This window comes from Bradyrhizobium sp. DOA9 (genome assembly GCF_000617845.2).
Lineage (GTDB): Bacteria > Pseudomonadota > Alphaproteobacteria > Rhizobiales > Xanthobacteraceae > Bradyrhizobium.
In genome coordinates, this window is sequence record NZ_DF820425.1 from 5133879 (window position 1) to 5150933 (window position 17055).

15 protein-coding genes are annotated in these 17055 nt (G+C 65.8%); 11 read left to right on the forward strand and 4 right to left on the reverse strand.

What is annotated here, in order from left to right; translation table 11 throughout:
* Nucleotides 1-133: 133 nt before the first annotated feature.
* The 7 genes from BDOA9_RS24055 to BDOA9_RS24085 all read left to right on the forward strand — a co-directional run bounded on the left by BDOA9_RS24055 (nucleotide 134) and on the right by BDOA9_RS24085 (nucleotide 6530).
* Nucleotides 134-1267, forward strand: a complete 1134-nt coding sequence (locus tag BDOA9_RS24055) for an alpha-hydroxy acid oxidase (protein WP_025036522.1) — start codon at nucleotides 134-136, stop codon at nucleotides 1265-1267.
* A gap of 28 nt (nucleotides 1268-1295) precedes the next feature.
* Entirely contained in the window at nucleotides 1296-1919 is a 624-nt protein-coding gene (locus BDOA9_RS24060) for an HAD family hydrolase (protein ID WP_025036523.1), read from the forward strand.
* A gap of 152 nt (nucleotides 1920-2071) precedes the next feature.
* Nucleotides 2072-2275, forward strand: a complete 204-nt coding sequence (locus tag BDOA9_RS24065; RefSeq protein ID WP_025036524.1) for a hypothetical protein — start codon at nucleotides 2072-2074, stop codon at nucleotides 2273-2275.
* Nucleotides 2276-2496: 221 nt separating this feature from the next.
* Entirely contained in the window at nucleotides 2497-3705 is a 1209-nt protein-coding gene (locus tag BDOA9_RS24070; RefSeq protein ID WP_025036525.1) for a molybdopterin molybdotransferase MoeA, read from the forward strand.
* A 176-nt stretch (nucleotides 3706-3881) separates the two neighbouring features.
* Entirely contained in the window at nucleotides 3882-4583 is a 702-nt protein-coding gene (lexA, locus tag BDOA9_RS24075) for a transcriptional repressor LexA (protein ID WP_025036526.1), read from the forward strand.
* A 353-nt stretch (nucleotides 4584-4936) separates the two neighbouring features.
* Nucleotides 4937-5371, forward strand: coding sequence for a hypothetical protein (locus BDOA9_RS39025; protein ID WP_025036527.1), 435 nt, complete (start codon nucleotides 4937-4939; stop codon nucleotides 5369-5371).
* 217 nt (nucleotides 5372-5588) lie between these two features.
* Nucleotides 5589-6530, forward strand: coding sequence for a GAF domain-containing protein (locus BDOA9_RS24085; protein ID WP_025036528.1), 942 nt, complete (start codon nucleotides 5589-5591; stop codon nucleotides 6528-6530).
* A 9-nt stretch (nucleotides 6531-6539) separates the two neighbouring features.
* Here BDOA9_RS24085 and BDOA9_RS24090 read toward each other — a convergent pair whose 3' ends face one another.
* From BDOA9_RS24090 to BDOA9_RS24105, 4 genes are all read right to left on the reverse strand, one after another.
* Nucleotides 6540-8819 (reverse strand): ComEC/Rec2 family competence protein, encoded by a 2280-nt coding sequence (locus BDOA9_RS24090; protein ID WP_025036529.1) that lies wholly within the window; start codon nucleotides 8817-8819, stop codon nucleotides 6540-6542.
* Between the two features lie 96 nt (nucleotides 8820-8915).
* Nucleotides 8916-9149: a DUF2171 domain-containing protein gene (locus BDOA9_RS24095; RefSeq protein WP_025036530.1), complete on the reverse strand. Its 234-nt coding sequence runs from the start codon at nucleotides 9147-9149 to the stop codon at nucleotides 8916-8918.
* 83 nt (nucleotides 9150-9232) lie between these two features.
* Nucleotides 9233-9619, reverse strand: a complete 387-nt coding sequence (locus BDOA9_RS24100; protein ID WP_025036531.1) for a nuclear transport factor 2 family protein — start codon at nucleotides 9617-9619, stop codon at nucleotides 9233-9235.
* A 9-nt stretch (nucleotides 9620-9628) separates the two neighbouring features.
* Nucleotides 9629-11305, reverse strand: coding sequence for a glutamine--tRNA ligase/YqeY domain fusion protein (locus tag BDOA9_RS24105; RefSeq protein WP_025036532.1), 1677 nt, complete (start codon nucleotides 11303-11305; stop codon nucleotides 9629-9631).
* Nucleotides 11306-11460: 155 nt separating this feature from the next.
* On the opposite strand from BDOA9_RS24105, the gene gltX reads away from it, so the two are divergent.
* From gltX to BDOA9_RS24125, 4 genes are all read left to right on the forward strand, one after another.
* Nucleotides 11461-12888 (forward strand): glutamate--tRNA ligase, encoded by a 1428-nt coding sequence (gltX, locus tag BDOA9_RS24110; protein ID WP_025036533.1) that lies wholly within the window; start codon nucleotides 11461-11463, stop codon nucleotides 12886-12888.
* Nucleotides 12889-13032: 144 nt separating this feature from the next.
* The gene (gene gltA / locus BDOA9_RS24115) at nucleotides 13033-14334 is read left to right on the forward strand and encodes a citrate synthase (RefSeq protein ID WP_025036534.1); all 1302 of its coding nucleotides are present in this window, start codon (nucleotides 13033-13035) and stop codon (nucleotides 14332-14334) included.
* 184 nt (nucleotides 14335-14518) lie between these two features.
* On the forward strand, nucleotides 14519-15697 hold the full coding sequence (locus BDOA9_RS24120) for an ROK family transcriptional regulator (RefSeq protein ID WP_192859658.1): 1179 nt from the start codon (nucleotides 14519-14521) through the stop codon (nucleotides 15695-15697).
* A gap of 60 nt (nucleotides 15698-15757) precedes the next feature.
* Nucleotides 15758-17044, forward strand: a complete 1287-nt coding sequence (locus BDOA9_RS24125; RefSeq protein WP_025036536.1) for an ABC transporter substrate-binding protein — start codon at nucleotides 15758-15760, stop codon at nucleotides 17042-17044.
* The last annotated feature ends 11 nt before the right edge of the window (nucleotides 17045-17055 follow it).

A 17055-nucleotide genomic window follows, 5' to 3' on the forward strand; every position in this document is an offset into this window, starting at 1 on the left:
GAAACCTGCTTCAACGCAAGACGGCGCCGGTCGGGCCGCCCACGCCTCGCAGCTATGCGATTTTAGGATGGTTTTGGAGGGCCGGACGCGATAGGCGATGACGATAAGACTTCAAATTCTCGGGAGGACAACAATGAATGAAGCGCCCCGCATCCGGCCGGAACGGAACGTCGAGCTCGGTGCCAGCGACGAGCCGTTCCAGAACCTGCACGAGTTCGTCCGGAAGGCGCGCGCCAACCTCAACCAGAATGCCTGGGACTACATCGTCGGCGCCGCCGAGACCGAGACCACGATGCGGCGCAACCGCATGGCGCTCGACGAGATCGCCTTCCGCCCGCGCGTGCTGCGCGACGTCCGCAAGGTCGATGGCAGCGTCGAGCAGTTCGGCCGCAAGATGCGCCTGCCGGTGGTGCTGGCTCCCGTCGGCGCACTCGAGATCTTCGATCCGGATGGCGCGGCGAGCGTCGCGCGCGCTGCGGGCAGGTTCGGCGCGGCGCACATGCTGAGCTCGGTGTCCGAGCCCGGTCTCGAGACCACCGCCGAGGCTGCCCCCGATGCGCTGCGTCTCTATCAGCTCTATGTCCGCGGCGACGATGCCTTCGTCGCCGACGTCGTCAGCCGGACCGAGAAGAACGCTTATGCCGCCTTCTGCCTGACCGTGGACACCGCCCATTACAGCCGTCGTGAACGTGACATCGCCAAGCGCTACGTTCGCGAGAGCCGTCTGCGCGCCACCGGCGGCGATTTCCAGAAGGGCCTGGAGTGGCGCACCGTGAAGATGATCAAGGACAAGTTCAAAATTCCGCTGATCCTCAAGGGCATCGCCACCGCCGAGGATGCGCAGATCGCGCTCGATCACGGCGTCGAATGGATCTACGTCTCCAATCACGGCGGCCGCCAGCTCGACCACGGCCGCGGCGCCATGCACGTGCTGCCGGAGATCGTCGACGCCGTGAAGGGCCGCGCCAAGATCATGGTCGACGGCGGCTTCTGCCGCGGCACCGACATCGTCAAGGCGATCGCGGCGGGCGCCGATCTCGTCGGCATCGGCCGGCTGCAATGCTGGGCGCTGGCGGCGGCCGGCGAAGCCGGCGTCGTGCGGATGCTGGAGCTGCTCGAAGACGAGGTGCTGCGCTGCCTCGGCCTCCTGGGCGCCACCTCATTCGCCGAGATCGACAAATCCTGCCTGCATCCGGCGACCGCGACCAACGCGCCCAGCGTGTTCAGCGCGTTCCCGCTGTTCGACCACGAGCCTTATCGTTATTGATGCGCGATACTGCAGTGAAAAGGACGCAATGACATCGCTCTCTCCCGGCAGCGCGGATGCGCTGCTGTTCGACCTCGGGCGCGTGGTGCTCGACATCGACTTCTCCAAGGCGATCGCCTGCTGGGCGGGACATGCCGGCTGCCAGCCGGAGGCCATCATCGCGCGCTATGTGCGTGACGAGGCCTACCGCCTGCATGAGATGGGCAAGATCAGCGACGCGGACTATTTCGCCACGCTGCGGTCCTCGCTCGGGATCGGCATCTCGGATGCGCAGTTTCTGGAAGGCTGGAACGCGATCTTCGCCGGCGAGATGCCCGATATCGCCGAGCTGCTGCCGCGTGCGGCGAAGCAGATGCCGCTCTACGCCTTCTCCAACACCAATCGGCCGCACGTCGACTATTTCTCCAGGGAATATGCCGGTCTGCTGGGCCATTTCCGCGAGCTGTATTTGTCGTCCAGCATCGGCCTGCGCAAACCGGATGCCGAGGCGTTCGACCATGTCGTCGCGGCGATCGGCGTACCGGCCGAGCGAATCGTCTTCTTCGACGATCTCGCCGAGAACATCGAGGGAGCGCGGGCGCGCGGCTTGACCGCCGTGCATGTCACCTCGCCGCGTGACGTCGGGAACGCATTGAAAGCGCTGGGGATCTGAGCTGCGGAGGAGCGTGCTCGGTTCCAGGAGCTAAATTTGGGTTCTGATGAGGAACCTAATCACTTTGTGCATTTTTATACAGAGTTCCGGGAACGGAATACCACCCTTCGGACTCATGAGTCTGTTGGGACATCTACATTGGACTGATCGACGTGCTGGGCAAGACCTACCTCACCAAGCAAGCCTCTCTCCTGCTCGAATTCGCCAGAACCACCTCGGATTCTGACCTCTCCGCCAAGCTGATCAGCAAGGCAGCCGACCTGAAATCCCAGGCCGATCCGCTGCCCGACAAGGATCAAGGCCCCAAGGCGCCCGACGTCGCGGACATCAGTCCAGGCGGTCCGACGGGGCGTTGACCGATGTTGGCCGTGGCGCTCGTCATTCTCGTCCTGGCCATGGCTATCCTCGTTCCGGTCTGTCTCGCCTTCCGCATCATGCCGCGGCGGAGTTGAGCCGACCTCCTCCGTCCCGGCGATCATGCAGGGACAAATCATCCTGCGCGCTGCTTTGCCTCACGCCTCCGCTCGGCTAGAACTCTCGCCGTCCATTGACTGATGCGCATAGCAGGAGTTCGCCCGTGGCCCTGATGCCGGTTTCTGACGCGCTCGCCGCGGTGCTGGCCGGCGTCGAGCCGCTGGCTGAAGAGAAGGTCGGCCTCGACGAGGCCTACCACCGTGTGCTCGCGTACGATGTCGCGGCACGGCGCACGCAGCCGCCGGAGGCGATGTCGGCGATGGACGGCTATGCCGTGCGCGCGGCCGACGCGGCGGTCGAGTCCAGGCTGACCGTCATCGGCGAGGTCGCGGCGGGTCGGCCGTTCGCGGGAAGCGTCGGCCCCGGCGAAGCCGTGCGGATCTTCACCGGCGGCGTCGTTCCCGACGGCGCCGACGCCGTCGTGATCCAAGAGGACACGGCCGCCGACGGCAAGCATGTCACGATCAAGGAAGCCGCCATTTTCGGCCGGCACATCCGCCCCGCAGGCGTCGACTTCCGCGAAGGGGACGTGCTGCTGCGCAAGGGAATCCGCCTCACCGAGCGCGATCTCGCCCTCGCCGCCGGAATGAATCATCCGCAGCTCGCCGTGATCCGCCGCCCGAAGGTCGCGATTCTCGCCTCCGGAGACGAACTGGTGATGCCCGGCACCACGCCTGGTCCCGGCCAGATCGTCTATTCCAACGGCTATGCCCTGCACGCGCTCGCCCGCAGCGAGGGCGCCGAGACCATCGACCTCGGAATTGCCGCCGATACGCTGGAGGCGACGTCCGCCGGCATCCGCCGCGCGCGCGAGAGCGGCGCCGACATCCTGGTCACGACCGGCGGTGCCTCGGTCGGCGACCACGATCTGGTCCAGCAGGCGCTCAAGGGCGAAGGCATCGCCATGGCGTTCTGGAAGATCGCGATCCGGCCGGGGAAGCCGATGATGCATGGCCGTCTCGGCGCGATGCGCGTGATCGGCCTGCCCGGCAATCCCGTGTCGTCATACGTGTGCGCCTTCCTGTTCATGGTGCCCTTGATTCGCGCCTTGTCGGGCCGTTCCGTGATTCATCATCAGCGCGAGCGCGCCGTGCTCGCCTGCGATCTCGGCGCCAACGACCAGCGCGAGGATTATCTGCGCGCGCGGCTAGAAGTGCGCGACGACGGCACGCGCGTCGCGCTTCCCGTCAGCCATCAGGACTCCTCCCTGCTTGCGAATCTCGCTGCGGCACAGGTACTTCTCGTGCGCGCACCGTTCGCGCCGAAGGCCGTGGCCGGCACGCCTTGCGAGGTGCTGCGGCTGCCCGTCTGAGCTGCCGAGCCACACGCATTCCGCGAGCTTCGCTTCGTTCACCATAAATTAAGCAGTTGCGGAACACATATCGAACATATAGTGTCCGTTCATGATTTGTTTCGAGGATGTAGCGGCTTATCGCCGACTTCACCGTCTCGGAATCGAACGACATCAACCGGGGGACTTTGGTCGAGATGTTGACGCGCAAACAATACGAGCTTCTGCGGTTCATCAGTGAACGTCTGAAGGAGAGCGGCGTGCCGCCGTCCTTCGACGAGATGAAGGATGCGCTCGACCTGCGCTCGAAGTCAGGCATCCATCGCCTGATCACTGCGCTCGAGGAGCGCGGCTTCATTCGCCGCCTGCCCAACCGCGCCCGTGCCATCGAGGTGATCAAGCTGCCCGAGCTCCAGGCCGCCGCCGGCAATCGCCGCGGCTTCACCCCGAGCGTCATCGAGGGCAATCTCGGCAAGGTGCGCGCGAGCTCGGGCCTGCCCGCGGACGAGGGCGAGCGCCCGGTCGCGGTGCCGGTGATGGGCCGCATCGCCGCCGGCACGCCGATCGAGGCGCTGCAGACCCGCAGCCACACCATCAGCGTACCGCCGGACATGCTCGGCGCGGGCGAGCATTACGCGCTCGAAGTGCGCGGCGATTCGATGGTCGAGGCCGGCATCCTCGACGGCGACATGGCGCTGATCCAGCGCAACGAGACCGCCAATACCGGCGACATCGTGGTGGCATTGATCGATGACGAGGAGGCCACGCTCAAGCGCTTCCGCCGCCGCGGCGCCTCGATCGCGCTCGAGCCCGCCAATGCCGCCTATGAGGTCCGCATTCTTCCGCCGAACCGCGTGAAGATCCAGGGCAAGCTGATCGGGCTCTACCGGAAATATTGAGCTGTCCGGCGGTCGCTCAACTAGGAGCGGACGCTTGTCCGCTCCGGCTGGATGGTCTCTCTGGTTCTGCGCCGACTGTCCGGCCCCTCTTCCCGCGCGACGTTCGCTCGCGCAGGCACGCAGCCGCTTCTGCTTCGCCGGTAGAGTTGTGCCGGCAGTGCTGATGGTGCCGGCCGAATGCAAGGACGCGAGGTTTGTTCCTATCGTATCCGGGAAAGATAATGTGATCGCGTGCTGCGGATACGAGCCGCAGATTTGCCCATAACCGAGCAGAGCGTTGCGGGCTTCCACTCTGATAGAGGCCCGCGCCTCGAAAGAGACGCGGGTCGCTATCCCAGCATGAGGAGCACCCGATGTGTGACTACAGCCTGCATGCCGTCGCGACGCGCCCCGCCGAAGTCGGCGAGACGATCGTCACGACAACCTTCCGCGGCACCTCGACGCGCGGCTTCGCTTCCGAAGCCGATCCCTCCGTCGCGGTCTGTCTGCTGCCGGGGACGGAGCTCGCTTTCGCCGACAACGTCCGCTACGACAACCGCTGGATCTGGACGCGCACCGTCAACTCCCGCGTCGGCAAGTTCGGCAAGATCGACCCGCACATTCCCGATCGCCATCATGACGCGATCGAATTCCCTGATGGCAAATACGTGCTGGTGACGCAGCTCGTCGAAGGCCAGCGCGCGACCGTGCTGCAACTGCCGGTGACGCAGCCGGCCCCCGAGCGCGAGCACAAGCCGCAGATCGTCGCCGACACGCGGCCCACGATCACGCGCCTGCCGATCGGCTGACGCCCTACGGCCTACAGGCCGAGGCAAGGATTGCAATTGCCGTCGCCGGCCGAGGCCGGCGAGCCCGGCGGGTTTGTGTTTCAGGACATTTGATCGGCGAGCCCGCCGCCCCGCCTCGTCGCCGCACGAAGTTTGGGCCGCCCTGCCTGAATTTTGAACGTCCGCTCCGCAGCCAAATGACCGATGCTGCCGTGGTTTGAGCCGGCGGACACGCTCGATGAAGACCTTCATTCGCGTCGTTGAACTCTGGGTACCCGACCGGACGCGCATGCGGCTGGAATTCGGCGGCGGCCTTTACGACGAAGGACTGTCCGCGTTCAAGGCCGTCAGCGAAGAGCTGCGCTTCGGATATGACGAGGGGCTTCCAGGCAAGGCCTGGGCCTGTGGCCACCCCGTCATCCTCACGAAATTCGCCAACTCCTATTTCAAGCGGACCGATCAGGCGCTTGCGGCCGGCCTCACCTGCGGCGTGGCGGTGCCCGTGTTCGCGGGCGAATTCCTGCAAGCCGTGCTGGTGCTGTTCTGCGGCGACGACGAGGCGCATGTCGGCGCGATCGAACTCTGGCACAACGATCCTGATCTCTCGCATGAGATGAAGCTCGTCGACGGCTATTACGGCACGGCGGACATGTTCGAATTCAACTCCCGCCACACCAGATTTCCGCGCGGCTTCGGCCTGCCCGGACGCACTTGGAAGGCGGGCCTGCCCCTGATCATCAAGGACCTGCACGACGCCAAGAGCTTCCTGCGCTGGGAGGACGCCGCCAAGGTCGGGATCAATCTCGGCGTCGGCGTGCCCTACCGAACCGGCACCGACCAGACCTGGGTTCTGACATTCCTCTCCGCGCAGGCAACGCCGATTGCGCGACGCTTCGAGATATGGGTCCCGAACGAGGCCCGTTCGGCGCTGGTCTTTCGCGCCGGCGATTGCAGCGCGCAGACCGACCTCGCCGCACGCTATGCGGCGCAGTCCATCGCCAGGGGCGAAGGCAGCATCGGCGGCGCCTGGGCCGCCGGCATGCCCGCGCTCAACGACGATCTCACCCGTGACGGCTCGATCGCCGGCTCCGAAGCCTGCGCAGCCGGGCTGAGCCGCATGGTGGCCCTGCCGGTCATCGACAACGCAAGGCTTGGCGCCGTGCTGGCCTGGTATCTGTAATCGCCCGCGTCAATCGTCGGCCTGCAAGTCGGCCTCCGATGGCGTTGCGTCCCGGTTGCGGGGCGCGGCCGCCTTCGGCACAAGGCTGCCGTCGAAATCCCCTTCGCCGGCACCTGCCGGCAGCCAGGGACGGCTTGCTCCCCTCGCCCGCACCGCCTGCAGCGAAAAACCCTCTCCGCTGCGCGTCAGAGCCAGCGCGCCCTGACTGGCAAGGCGCGCCCGATCGACCACCATCGCCGCACAATCGGGCGGCGCGGGCCGCGCCGTCACCACCAGCGCGGCGCGGGCGCAATCATCAGCCAGCGCGTCGATGCGCGTCGCCAACGCGACCAGCCGTCCATCCGCAAGCGGCGCCACGCAACCGGACTCGTCGCACGATACGCCGCTCGCCAACGAGGCGTTGCCGGCATCGCGCGGATCGGCATCGGCAGCCAGCCACTCCTTCAGCAGGAAGCCGTCCTTGCCGGCGCGGATCACCTGCAAGCGCCCATCCCCGCCCCGGACCGCGACGCTCGCGCCATCCCCGGCAATCAGGATGTCGGGCTGCCGCACTGACAGACCCCAGAGGATCGCCGCCAGCAGCACCAGGGCGCCGGACCAGCGCAAGGGCGTGCGCAACAGGCCCATCACGATGAGCCCGAGGCTCGCGGCGATCAGCGGCGCGATCCCGAACGCCGGAATGCGGCCGACGGCGCCCGGCAGGGCCGCCACCCAGCGCGCGACCAGGACCATCCACTCGATGCCGATCCCCATCAGCCACCAGAACACGCTGTCGAGCCCGAACGGCGCCGCGAGCAGTCCGAGCAGACCGGCCGGCATCACCAGCACTGATACCACCGGCATGGCGCCGAGATTGGCGATGACGCCGTAGGGCGTCACGCGATGGAAGTGGAACGCGGCGTAGGGCGTGGTCGCGAGCCCCGCGATCAGCGAGGCCAGGAGCAGCATCGCGATCTCGCGGCCGCCCCACAGCGCGATCCGCGCCGTCGCGGAATGATCGGGTGAGGCGAGCAGGTTCGGCATGCCGATCTGCACCAGCGCCACCAGCCCGAGCGTCGCGGCGAAGGACATTTGAAAACTCGGATGCACCAGCGCTTCCGGCGCGACCGCGAGCACGATCAGCGCCGCCACCGCCAGCGTCCGGAAGGTGATGGCGCGGCGGTCGACCATGACGGCGATCAGCACCACCGCCGTCATGAAGAACGAGCGTTGCGTCGCGACCTCCGCGCCCGACAGCAGCAGGTAGAACGCGGCCGCGACCAGCGCCGCCGCCGCCGACCATTTCTTGATGGCAAAGCCGGCCGCCAGCCCCGGGATCAGGGCCAGCAGGGCGCGCACCGCGAAGAAGACGACGCCGGCGACGACCGCCATGTGATAGCCGGAGATCGACAGCACATGGCCGAGCCCCGAGACGAACATGGCATCGTTCACCGGCGCGGTGATCGCATCGCGCCGGCCCGTGAGCAGCGCCGTTGCGATCGCGCGGTTGTCGCCATCGAGCGTTGCACGGATGCGCGCATCGATCGCGTCGCGCAGGCCCTGCATGAAGGCGGCGTAGCGCAGCCGCAAGCCGCCGGCGTCCGGCGGCGTGGACGCCGTGATCGCGCCCATCGCGAAGCCGGAGGCGCCGATGCCCTGGAAGAACATGTCGCGCGAGAAGTCATAGCTGCCGGGACGCACCGGCGAGATCGGCGGCATCAGCCGCGCCTTCAACTGCACGAAGCTGCCGACCTCGGGCGCCGTGCCCTTGCGCACCGAGAGGCGGACGCGTTCGAGCTTGACGTCGCTGCGTTGCGCCTCCATCGCGCTGACGCGCAGCACGAAGCGATCGGTGCGCTCGCGGATGTCGCGCGCTTCCACGAAGCCGGACAGCGACACCGAATAGAGCGGTTTTGCCAAAACGGTGTGCGCGATGCGCGCGGACTTCCCGGTCGCCACGGCAAAACCAGCCGCGACCGCCGCGAGCATGATGGCAGGCGCAAACAGCCGGCTCCGCCGCAGCAGCACCGCGCCGAGCATCAGCGCGATGGCCGTCGCGGCAACCACCCACAGCACTGGCTCATGATCGGCCGCGAAATAAAGCGCAATGCCGCCGCCGAAGGCGACCGGCACCCATGGCAACAGCCGGCCGGGCCCGGCCTCGGCGCGCGCCCATTGGCGCAGCGTGTCGACGCTGGCCGGCCAGATGCCGAGGCCCGCTGGCGCCAAGCCGCCGGCCGGGGCGGCGCGGCCGACCGGCCACGTCCCCGCAACTCCCTGGGAGCGTCCTGGCCGCCCCGGCTCCGCCATTCCCCTGCACCCTACGCGACGTGATCAGCGCCTAGGCTACCGGAACGTGCAAGCCGACGAATAGCGGTACAGATCGGGAACAGGCGACGGTGCGCCCTACTTTTCCTCTTCCATCGTCACGGCAACGTCCGCCTTGGCGGACAGCCGCACCTTGTTGCCCTCGACGTCGGCGACGAGGCCCTTGTCGATGAAATGATGATGGCCCTTGTGGCTGCCCTCGCCGCTGTCCTTTTTGGTCAGCTTGATGCGGTCGCCCTCGACCTTGTCGACCGTGCCGACATGGACGCCGTCGGCGCCGATCACTTCCATATGCTCTGCGATGTTCTGCATGGTGAGACCCTCTTTTGAGCCCACCCAACGCGCCGGACGCACCTTCGTTGCCATCGACGGGATGACAATGCCGTGCACGCCGATCAGATCAACGGCGCCTTCGCCGAGGCGTGGTGATTGACGATCTTCCAATCACCGTCCTCGCGGATGATGACCCAGCTCATCTTGACGACGAGTTCCGGGCGTTCGCCGGCGAGATCGAACGTGATGGTCGCGCCCATGTTGATGAGGCCCGGGCCGGCTTGCTCCGCGTTCACTTCGGAAAAGGTCGCGCTGGGTTTCCGCCAGCGGGGCAGGCCGTTGAAGTAATCGGCGACGCCGTCCCTGCCCCGATAGAGTTTTGGGTTCGAGCCGAAGAAGAACGCATTCTTCGCATAGAGCGACGAGAGCGCGGCTGCATCAAGCCTGCCGAAGCCGGTACACCATTTCGCGATGATGGCGGAAACGATAGCGTCGGCTTCACTGCTCATTGTCGTCACTCAGCCTTTGGCGACTTCCTTCGCGAAGGTATCGCGCAGGCCGATGGTGCGCGAGAACACCGGCTTGCCCGGCGTCGAGTCCTTGTCGCGCACGAAATAGCCCTGGCGCTCGAACTGCATCGGCTCCGTCGAATTGCTCTCGGCCACCGATGCCTCGATCCGCGCATCGGACAGGATCTCCAGCGAGTTCGGGTTGAGATCGGCGGCGAAATTCGAAGCGTCCGGGCTCGGATTGGCGAACAGCTGGTTGTAGATGCGGATCTCCGCCGGCTTCGACGTCGCCGCCGGCAGCCAGTGCATGGTCGCCTTGACCTTGCGGCCGTCGGGCGCGTTGCCGCCCTTGGTCGCGGGGTCGTAGGTGCAGCGCAGCTCCACCACCTCGCCCTTGTCGTTCTTGATCACGCCGGTGCACTTGACGAAATAGGCATAGCGCAGCCGCACCTCGTTGCCCGGCGACAAGCGGAAGAACTTCTTCGGCGGGTTCTCCATGAAGTCGTCCTGCTCGATATAGAGCTCGCGGCCGAACGTGATCTTGCGCGTGCCCGCCGATGGATCGTCGGGATGATTGATCGCCTCGAGCTCCTCGGTCTGCCCGTCCGGATAATTCTCGATCACCACCCTGAGCGGCTTCAAGACCGCCATGCGCCGCTGCGCCGTGCGGTTCAGCTCCTCGCGGATGCAGAACTCCAGCATGCCGACATCGACGACGCTGTTGGCTTTGGCAACGCCGATGCGCTTGACGAACTCGCGCAATGCGGCCGGCGGGACGCCGCGGCGGCGCATGCCCGCCATGGTCGGCATGCGCGGATCGTCCCAGCCGGCGACATGGCCGTCGCGGACGAGCTGCGTCAGCACGCGCTTGGACAGCAGCGTGTAGGTCAGGTTCAGCCGCGCGAACTCATACTGGTGCGGCTTGGACGGCACCGGCAGCTTCTCGATGAACCAGTCGTAGAGCGGCCGGTGGTCCTCGAACTCCAGCGTGCAGATCGAATGCGTGATGCCCTCGATCGCGTCCGACTGCCCATGCGCGTAGTCGTAGCTCGGATAGATGCTCCACTTGGTGCCGGTGCGCGGATGGTGCGCATGCAGGATGCGGTACAGCACGGGGTCGCGCAGATTGATGTTGCCCGCGGCCATGTCGATCTTGGCCCGCAGCACGCGCGCGCCGTTCGGAAATTCACCGGCCTTCATGCGGCGGAACAGGTCGAGGTTCTCCTCCACGCTGCGGTCGCGGAACGGCGAGTTCTTCCCGGGCTCGGTCAGCGTGCCGCGCGACAGGCGAATCTCCTCCTGGGTCTGGTCGTCGACATAAGCGAGCCCGTCCTGGATCAGCTGCTCCGCCCATTCGTACAGACGGTCGAAATAGTCCGAGGCGAAGAACAGGTTCTTGCCCCAGTCGAAGCCGAGCCAGCGCACGTCGGCCTGGATGGAATCGATATATTCCTGCTCTTCCTTGACCGGATTGGTGTCGTCGAAGCGCAGGTGGCAGCGACCCGGAAACTCCTGGGCGATGCCGAAGTTGAGCGCGATCGACTTGGCGTGGCCGATATGCAGATACCCGTTCGGCTCCGGCGGGAACCGGGTCACGATCTCCTTGTATTTGCCCTGGTCGAGGTCGGCCTGGATGATGTCACGAATGAAATCGCGCCCGACCTCAGCTGCCACCGGTTCTGTCATTACGAAAATCCTGTAGGGAAATCAGCGGTTCTTCTGCCAAATTCGCGTGGCCGCGCCAAGAGCTTAAGCAAGGCCAGTGAGGTCCGCCGTCGCCCTTTAGTTATGTCCCGTTCCTGCTATACACCACCGCCTCCAATGCATAGGCCCTGCCAAGAATGTCCGATTCCGTCGTCACGCGCTTCGCTCCCTCGCCGACCGGCTTCCTCCACATCGGGGGCGCCCGCACGGCGCTGTTCAACTGGCTCTACGCCAAGAAGCATGGCGGCAAGATGCTGCTGCGGATCGAGGACACCGACCGGGAACGCTCCACCGAGGCTGCGATCGGCGCCATTCTCGACGGGCTGAAGTGGCTGGAGCTCGGCTGGGACGGCGAGGTCATCTACCAGTTCGCCCGCGCCGCCCGCCACCGCGAGGTCGCCGAGCAGCTGCTGGCCGCCGGCAAGGCCTATCGCTGCTACGCCACCGCCGAGGAGCTCGCCGCCATGCGCGAGAAGGCGCGCGCAGAGGGCCGCACCCGCCTCTATGACGGCATGTGGCGCGACCGCGATCCCGCGACGGCTCCGAGCGACGTCAAGCCCACCATCCGCCTGCGCGCGCCGCAGACCGGCGAGACCGTGATCGAGGACCAGGTCCAGGGCCGCGTGGTCTGGCAGAACGAGAACCTCGACGATCTCGTCCTGCTGCGCGGCGACGGCAATCCGACCTACATGCTTGCGGTCGTGGTCGACGACCACGACATGGGCGTCACCCATGTGATCCGCGGCGACGACCACCTGATCAACGCCGCCCGGCAGAAGCAGATCTACGATGCCATGGGATGGGCGCTGCCGAGCATGTCCCACATCCCGCTGATCCACGGCCCGGACGGCTCCAAACTGTCCAAGCGGCACGGCGCGCTCGGCGTCGATGCCTACCGTGCCATGGGCTACCTGCCGGCTGCGCTGCGCAACTACCTGGTCCGGCTCGGCTGGAGCCACGGCGACCAGGAGATCTTCTCGACCGAGGAGATGATCGAAGCGTTCGATCTCGCCAGCGTCGGCCGCGCCGCCGCCCGCTTCGATTTCGCCAAGCTGGAAAACCTCAACGGCCATTACATCCGCCACGCCGACGATCAATCCCTCGTGAGGATGTTCGAGGACGTGCTCGACCACATCGTGCCGAGCCGCGACGAGATCAAGGCCAAGTTAAACGACACCACGCGCGCGCAGCTTCTCAAGGCCATGCCGGCCCTCAAGGAGCGCGCCAAGACCTTGATCGAGCTGATCGACGGCGCCCATTTCATCTTCGCCGACCGGCCGCTCGCGCCCGATCCCAAGGCGCAGGCGCTGCTGACGCCCGAAAACCGCAAGCTGATCGGCCAGCTTCATTCCGCGCTGGAGAAAGTCGAGACGTGGAGCGGCGCCAGCACGGAGGCGGCGCTGCGCGCCTTTGCCGAGGAAAATAGTCTCAAGCTCGGCGCGGTCGCCCAGCCGCTCAGGGCGGCGCTCACCGGACGGACGACGTCGCCTGGTATATTCGAGGTTTTGGACGTGCTCGGACGCCAGGAGAGCCTCGCCCGGCTCGAGGACCAGTCTACGACGTAAGTCGACCATGCGAGTGGCCATCTTGCAGCGCACATAGCAATAATATACCCATCTCCCCGTACATTCTGGAACATCCGGCCTGCCCCATTTCTCCCTTGGGGGACTCCGGCTCCGGCCCGTTTCACCACACATCGGGGACCTCTGATGGACGCAAAAGAAAGCCCAAAGACCGCGACGCTGACGGTCGGAAACAAGAATTTCGATCTCCCGATCCTCAGCGGCAGCGTCGGGCCTGACGTCGTCGATATCGGCAAGCTCTACGGCCAGTCCGGCCTGTTCACCTACGATCCGGGCTTCACCTCGACCGCGAGCTGCCAGTCCAAGATCACCTATATCGACGGCGACGCGGGCGTGCTGGAATACCGCGGCTACCCGATCGAGCAGCTCGCCGAGCACGGCGACTTCCTGGAGACCTGCTATCTCCTGCTCTACGGGAACCTGCCGACCGCCGCCCAGAAGAAGGATTTCGACTACCGCGTGACCCATCACACGATGGTGCACGAGCAGATGGCCCGCTTCTTCCAGGGCTTCCGCCGCGACGCCCACCCGATGGCGATCATGGTTGCGGCCGTCGGCGCCCTCGCCGCGTTCTATCACGATAGCACCGACATCAACGATCCGAAGCAGCGCATGATCGCCTCCATGCGCATGATCGCGAAGATCCCGACGCTGGCTGCGATGGCCTACAAATACACCGTCGGCCAGCCCTTCGTTTATCCCAAGAACTCGCTCGGCTTTGCCGAGAACTTCCTCAACATGTGCTTCGCGGTGCCCTGCGAGGACTACAAGGTCAGCCCGGTTCTCGCCGACGCGCTGGAGAAGATCTTCATCCTGCACGCCGACCACGAGCAGAACGCTTCGACCTCGACGGTGCGCATCGCCGGCTCCTCGGGCGCCAACCCGTTCGCCTGCATCGCGGCCGGCATCGCCTGCCTCTGGGGCCCGGCCCATGGCGGCGCCAACGAGGCCGCGCTGAACATGCTCTATCAGATCGGCACGGTCGACAAGATCCCCGAGTTCATCGCCAAGGTGAAGGACAAGAACTCCGAAGTCCGCCTGATGGGCTTCGGCCACCGGGTCTACAAGAACTACGATCCGCGCGCCAAGATCATGCAGAAGATGTGTCATGCCGTGCTCAAGGAGACCGGCCATGGCGACGATCCGATGCTGAAGGTGGCGATGGAGCTCGAGAAGATCGCGCTCAGCGACCAGTACTTCATCGACCGCAAGCTCTACCCGAACGTCGACTTCTATTCGGGCATCACGCTGAAGGCGATGGGTTTCCCGGTCTCGATGTTCACCGTGCTGTTCGCGGTCGCCCGCACCGTCGGCTGGATCAGCCAGTGGAGCGAGATGATCGAGGATCCCCAGCAGAAGATCGGCCGCCCGCGCCAGCTCTACACCGGCGTCGCCAAGCGCGATTACGTGCCGATCGACAAGCGCTAACGTCAGCCATCACGGCTTCGAAACGGCGTCATCGCAAGATGGCGCCGTTTTCATTTGAGAGACGGAGCACGCCACCGATCCATGCTGCCGCGCACAACAACAAGTCCATGCTAACGGCGGCAGGCGCCTTGACAGCCCAAATGCTCCGCGCGCATTCTTACACTAAGTAAGAATGACGACAGGGATGGAAATGCCGGAGCAGCCGAGAAGTCGGCGGCAGACGCGTGCTGCCATTTTGACTCATTTGCTTCAGTCGGGCGGCTCGTTTCGTCCGCCGCTGGCCAAGGCCGTGCGCCTGTCGGAAGCGAGCCTGTCGCGCATCCTGCTTGACCTGAAGGCCGAGGGCCTGATCGAGGAAGTGCGGCGCCCTGCCCCTTACGTCGGCGGCCCGACCGGCCTCGTGTTGCTCGACGGCGCGGTGGCGCTTGCAGCCTTCGAACTGACGGCGCAGCGGCTCAGCGTCGGTGTCGGCGGCCTGTCGGGCGAATTGCACTACACCGAGCAGGTGCCGCTGCCGAAGACGCCGAATGCCGAGACCGTCGGCCGGGCGTTTCGCGAAGCGATGACGTTGCTGCGCGACTGGACGCGACGCCGCCGGATCACCCTGTCCCAGATCGGCGTCTCGATTCCCGGCCTCGGCCGCCTCAGCATCTCGGCCAATCCGATCATTCCCTGCGACGTCGCTCGCATCGGTGACATGTTCGGCGAGATGTTCGCCGGCGTGCCGCTCGAATTCACCAATTCTGTCGTCGCGCATGCCACCTTTCATCGCTGCCGCACGGAAAACTATCCGTTCAGCGACACGCATCTGTTCGTGCTCGTCAGCCACGGTGTCGCCGGCGCCTGGATGGATGATCCGGCCGAGGCCGATGCCCTGCAGCCGATCGAGCTCGGCCACATGGTATTCGGTCCTGACGGACCGCGCTGCCGCTGCGGACATCACGGCTGCGTCGAGGCCTACGCGTCGATCCCCGCGCTGGCCGAGCTTCTCGGCGTTTCCGAAATCGAGCTGCTCCAGCTCGGCAACGAATGGGTGAACACGGTCCCGATCCCATCGCGCGTGCGGCAGGAATTGCGCCGGCGGCTGTTCCGGCTCGGTCTTGCGATCGGCAACACGCTGAACGTCAAGCCGTGCGGCGGCGTTGCGATCAGCGGCTGGCCGTCGCTTCTGTCGGACGAGGATCGGAAAGCACTGGTCGACGGGATCGACGCCTGCCTGCTGGGCGGACGCAAATTGGCGCAGGTCTCGCTCGCCTTCGTGCCGCCCTCGACCGGCAACGACCCGCAGGCTGCGCTCGCCTTCGCCGCCTTCTGTCTCGCCAGCCGCGGCGGCATGCCAACGGCATCGACGGAGGCGGCCTGACATGCGCTGAGCCTGAACGACCCCACAAGGGCGAAAGATTTCACACCGGGAGGAACTGCCATGCCGATCACAACAACAAGGCGTCGTCTGCTCGCTGGATCTGCTGCCGCGCTCGCATTTCCGCACCTTGCCCGCGCGCAAGGCGCGGCCAAGCCGCGACTGACCGCGATCTCGCAATGGTCTGCGGGCAGCGACGGGGCGGCCATTACGGCGCTCGGCAAGAAATTCGAGGAGAAGGGCGGGGTCTGGCAGCACTCGCCGGTCCCCGGCTTCACCACCGAGATGATGAACAAGCTGCGCGCGCAAATCATGGCCGGCGATCCGCCCGCCTGCTCGCAGCTCAAAGGTCCCGAGATTGCGGCCTGGTCGAAGATTGCCCCGACCGTCAATCTCGACGCTCTCGTCGCGGCCGCCGGCTACGAGAAGGTGGTCGCTCCGGACCTTGCAAAACTGCACAAGCCCGGCGGCAAATGGATTGCGCTGCCGCTGCAGATCTACAGCACCAACATGCTGTTCCTGTCCAAGCGCGCGATGGACAAGGCCAAGGCGGACAAGGTCCCCGTCACCTGGGCCGACTTCAACGACCTCGCCGAAAAGATGAAGGCGGGCGGCGTCGCCTCTCCCATCGCCAACGGCGGCACCCGCCCTGACGACGGACAGAAGTTCGAGGCCGCTCTCGCCGGCATCAGTCCCCTCGCCTATCGCGCGGCCATCATGAATCTCGATAAGAAGGCCCTCGAGGGTCCCGAGATCAAGGCCGCGTTCGCCCAGCTGCGCAAGATCGCCGACTGGATGGACCCCAACGTCGGCGCCCAGCATTTTTCGACCAACCTGAAGCGCTTCATCGACGGCGACATGGGCATGATGATCATGGGCGGCTGGGCGCAGGGCGTATTGCGCAATGCCGGCTTCAAGCTCGAGGACTTCATGATTACGCCGGGTCCGAGCGACAACGGCAAGCCAGTCTTCCTGTTGAATGCCGATGCCTTCATCTTCTGGCAACGCAAGGAGGCGGACCTGCAGGCCGGCCAGACGCTGATGGCCCAGCTCGTCATGGATCCGGCGATTCAGACGATGTATTCGCAGATCACTGGCTCCATCCCGGTGCGCACCGATGTCGACCTGTCCGGTGAAGGCTGGTCGGATGGGCAACGAACGACCGCAAAGGCCCTGAAGGACGCCATCGCCAGCAATCAGGCCGTCCTCAGCATGGCGCACAACATGGCGCAGGAAAACGGCATGACGGCCGCGATGATCGACGTGATCACGGAGTACGTGAAGAACAAGTCGATCAAGCCCGAGCAGGCGGCCACGCGCCTCGCCGAGGCCGTCGAGGGCGCGCGTTGAGCAATGCCGCT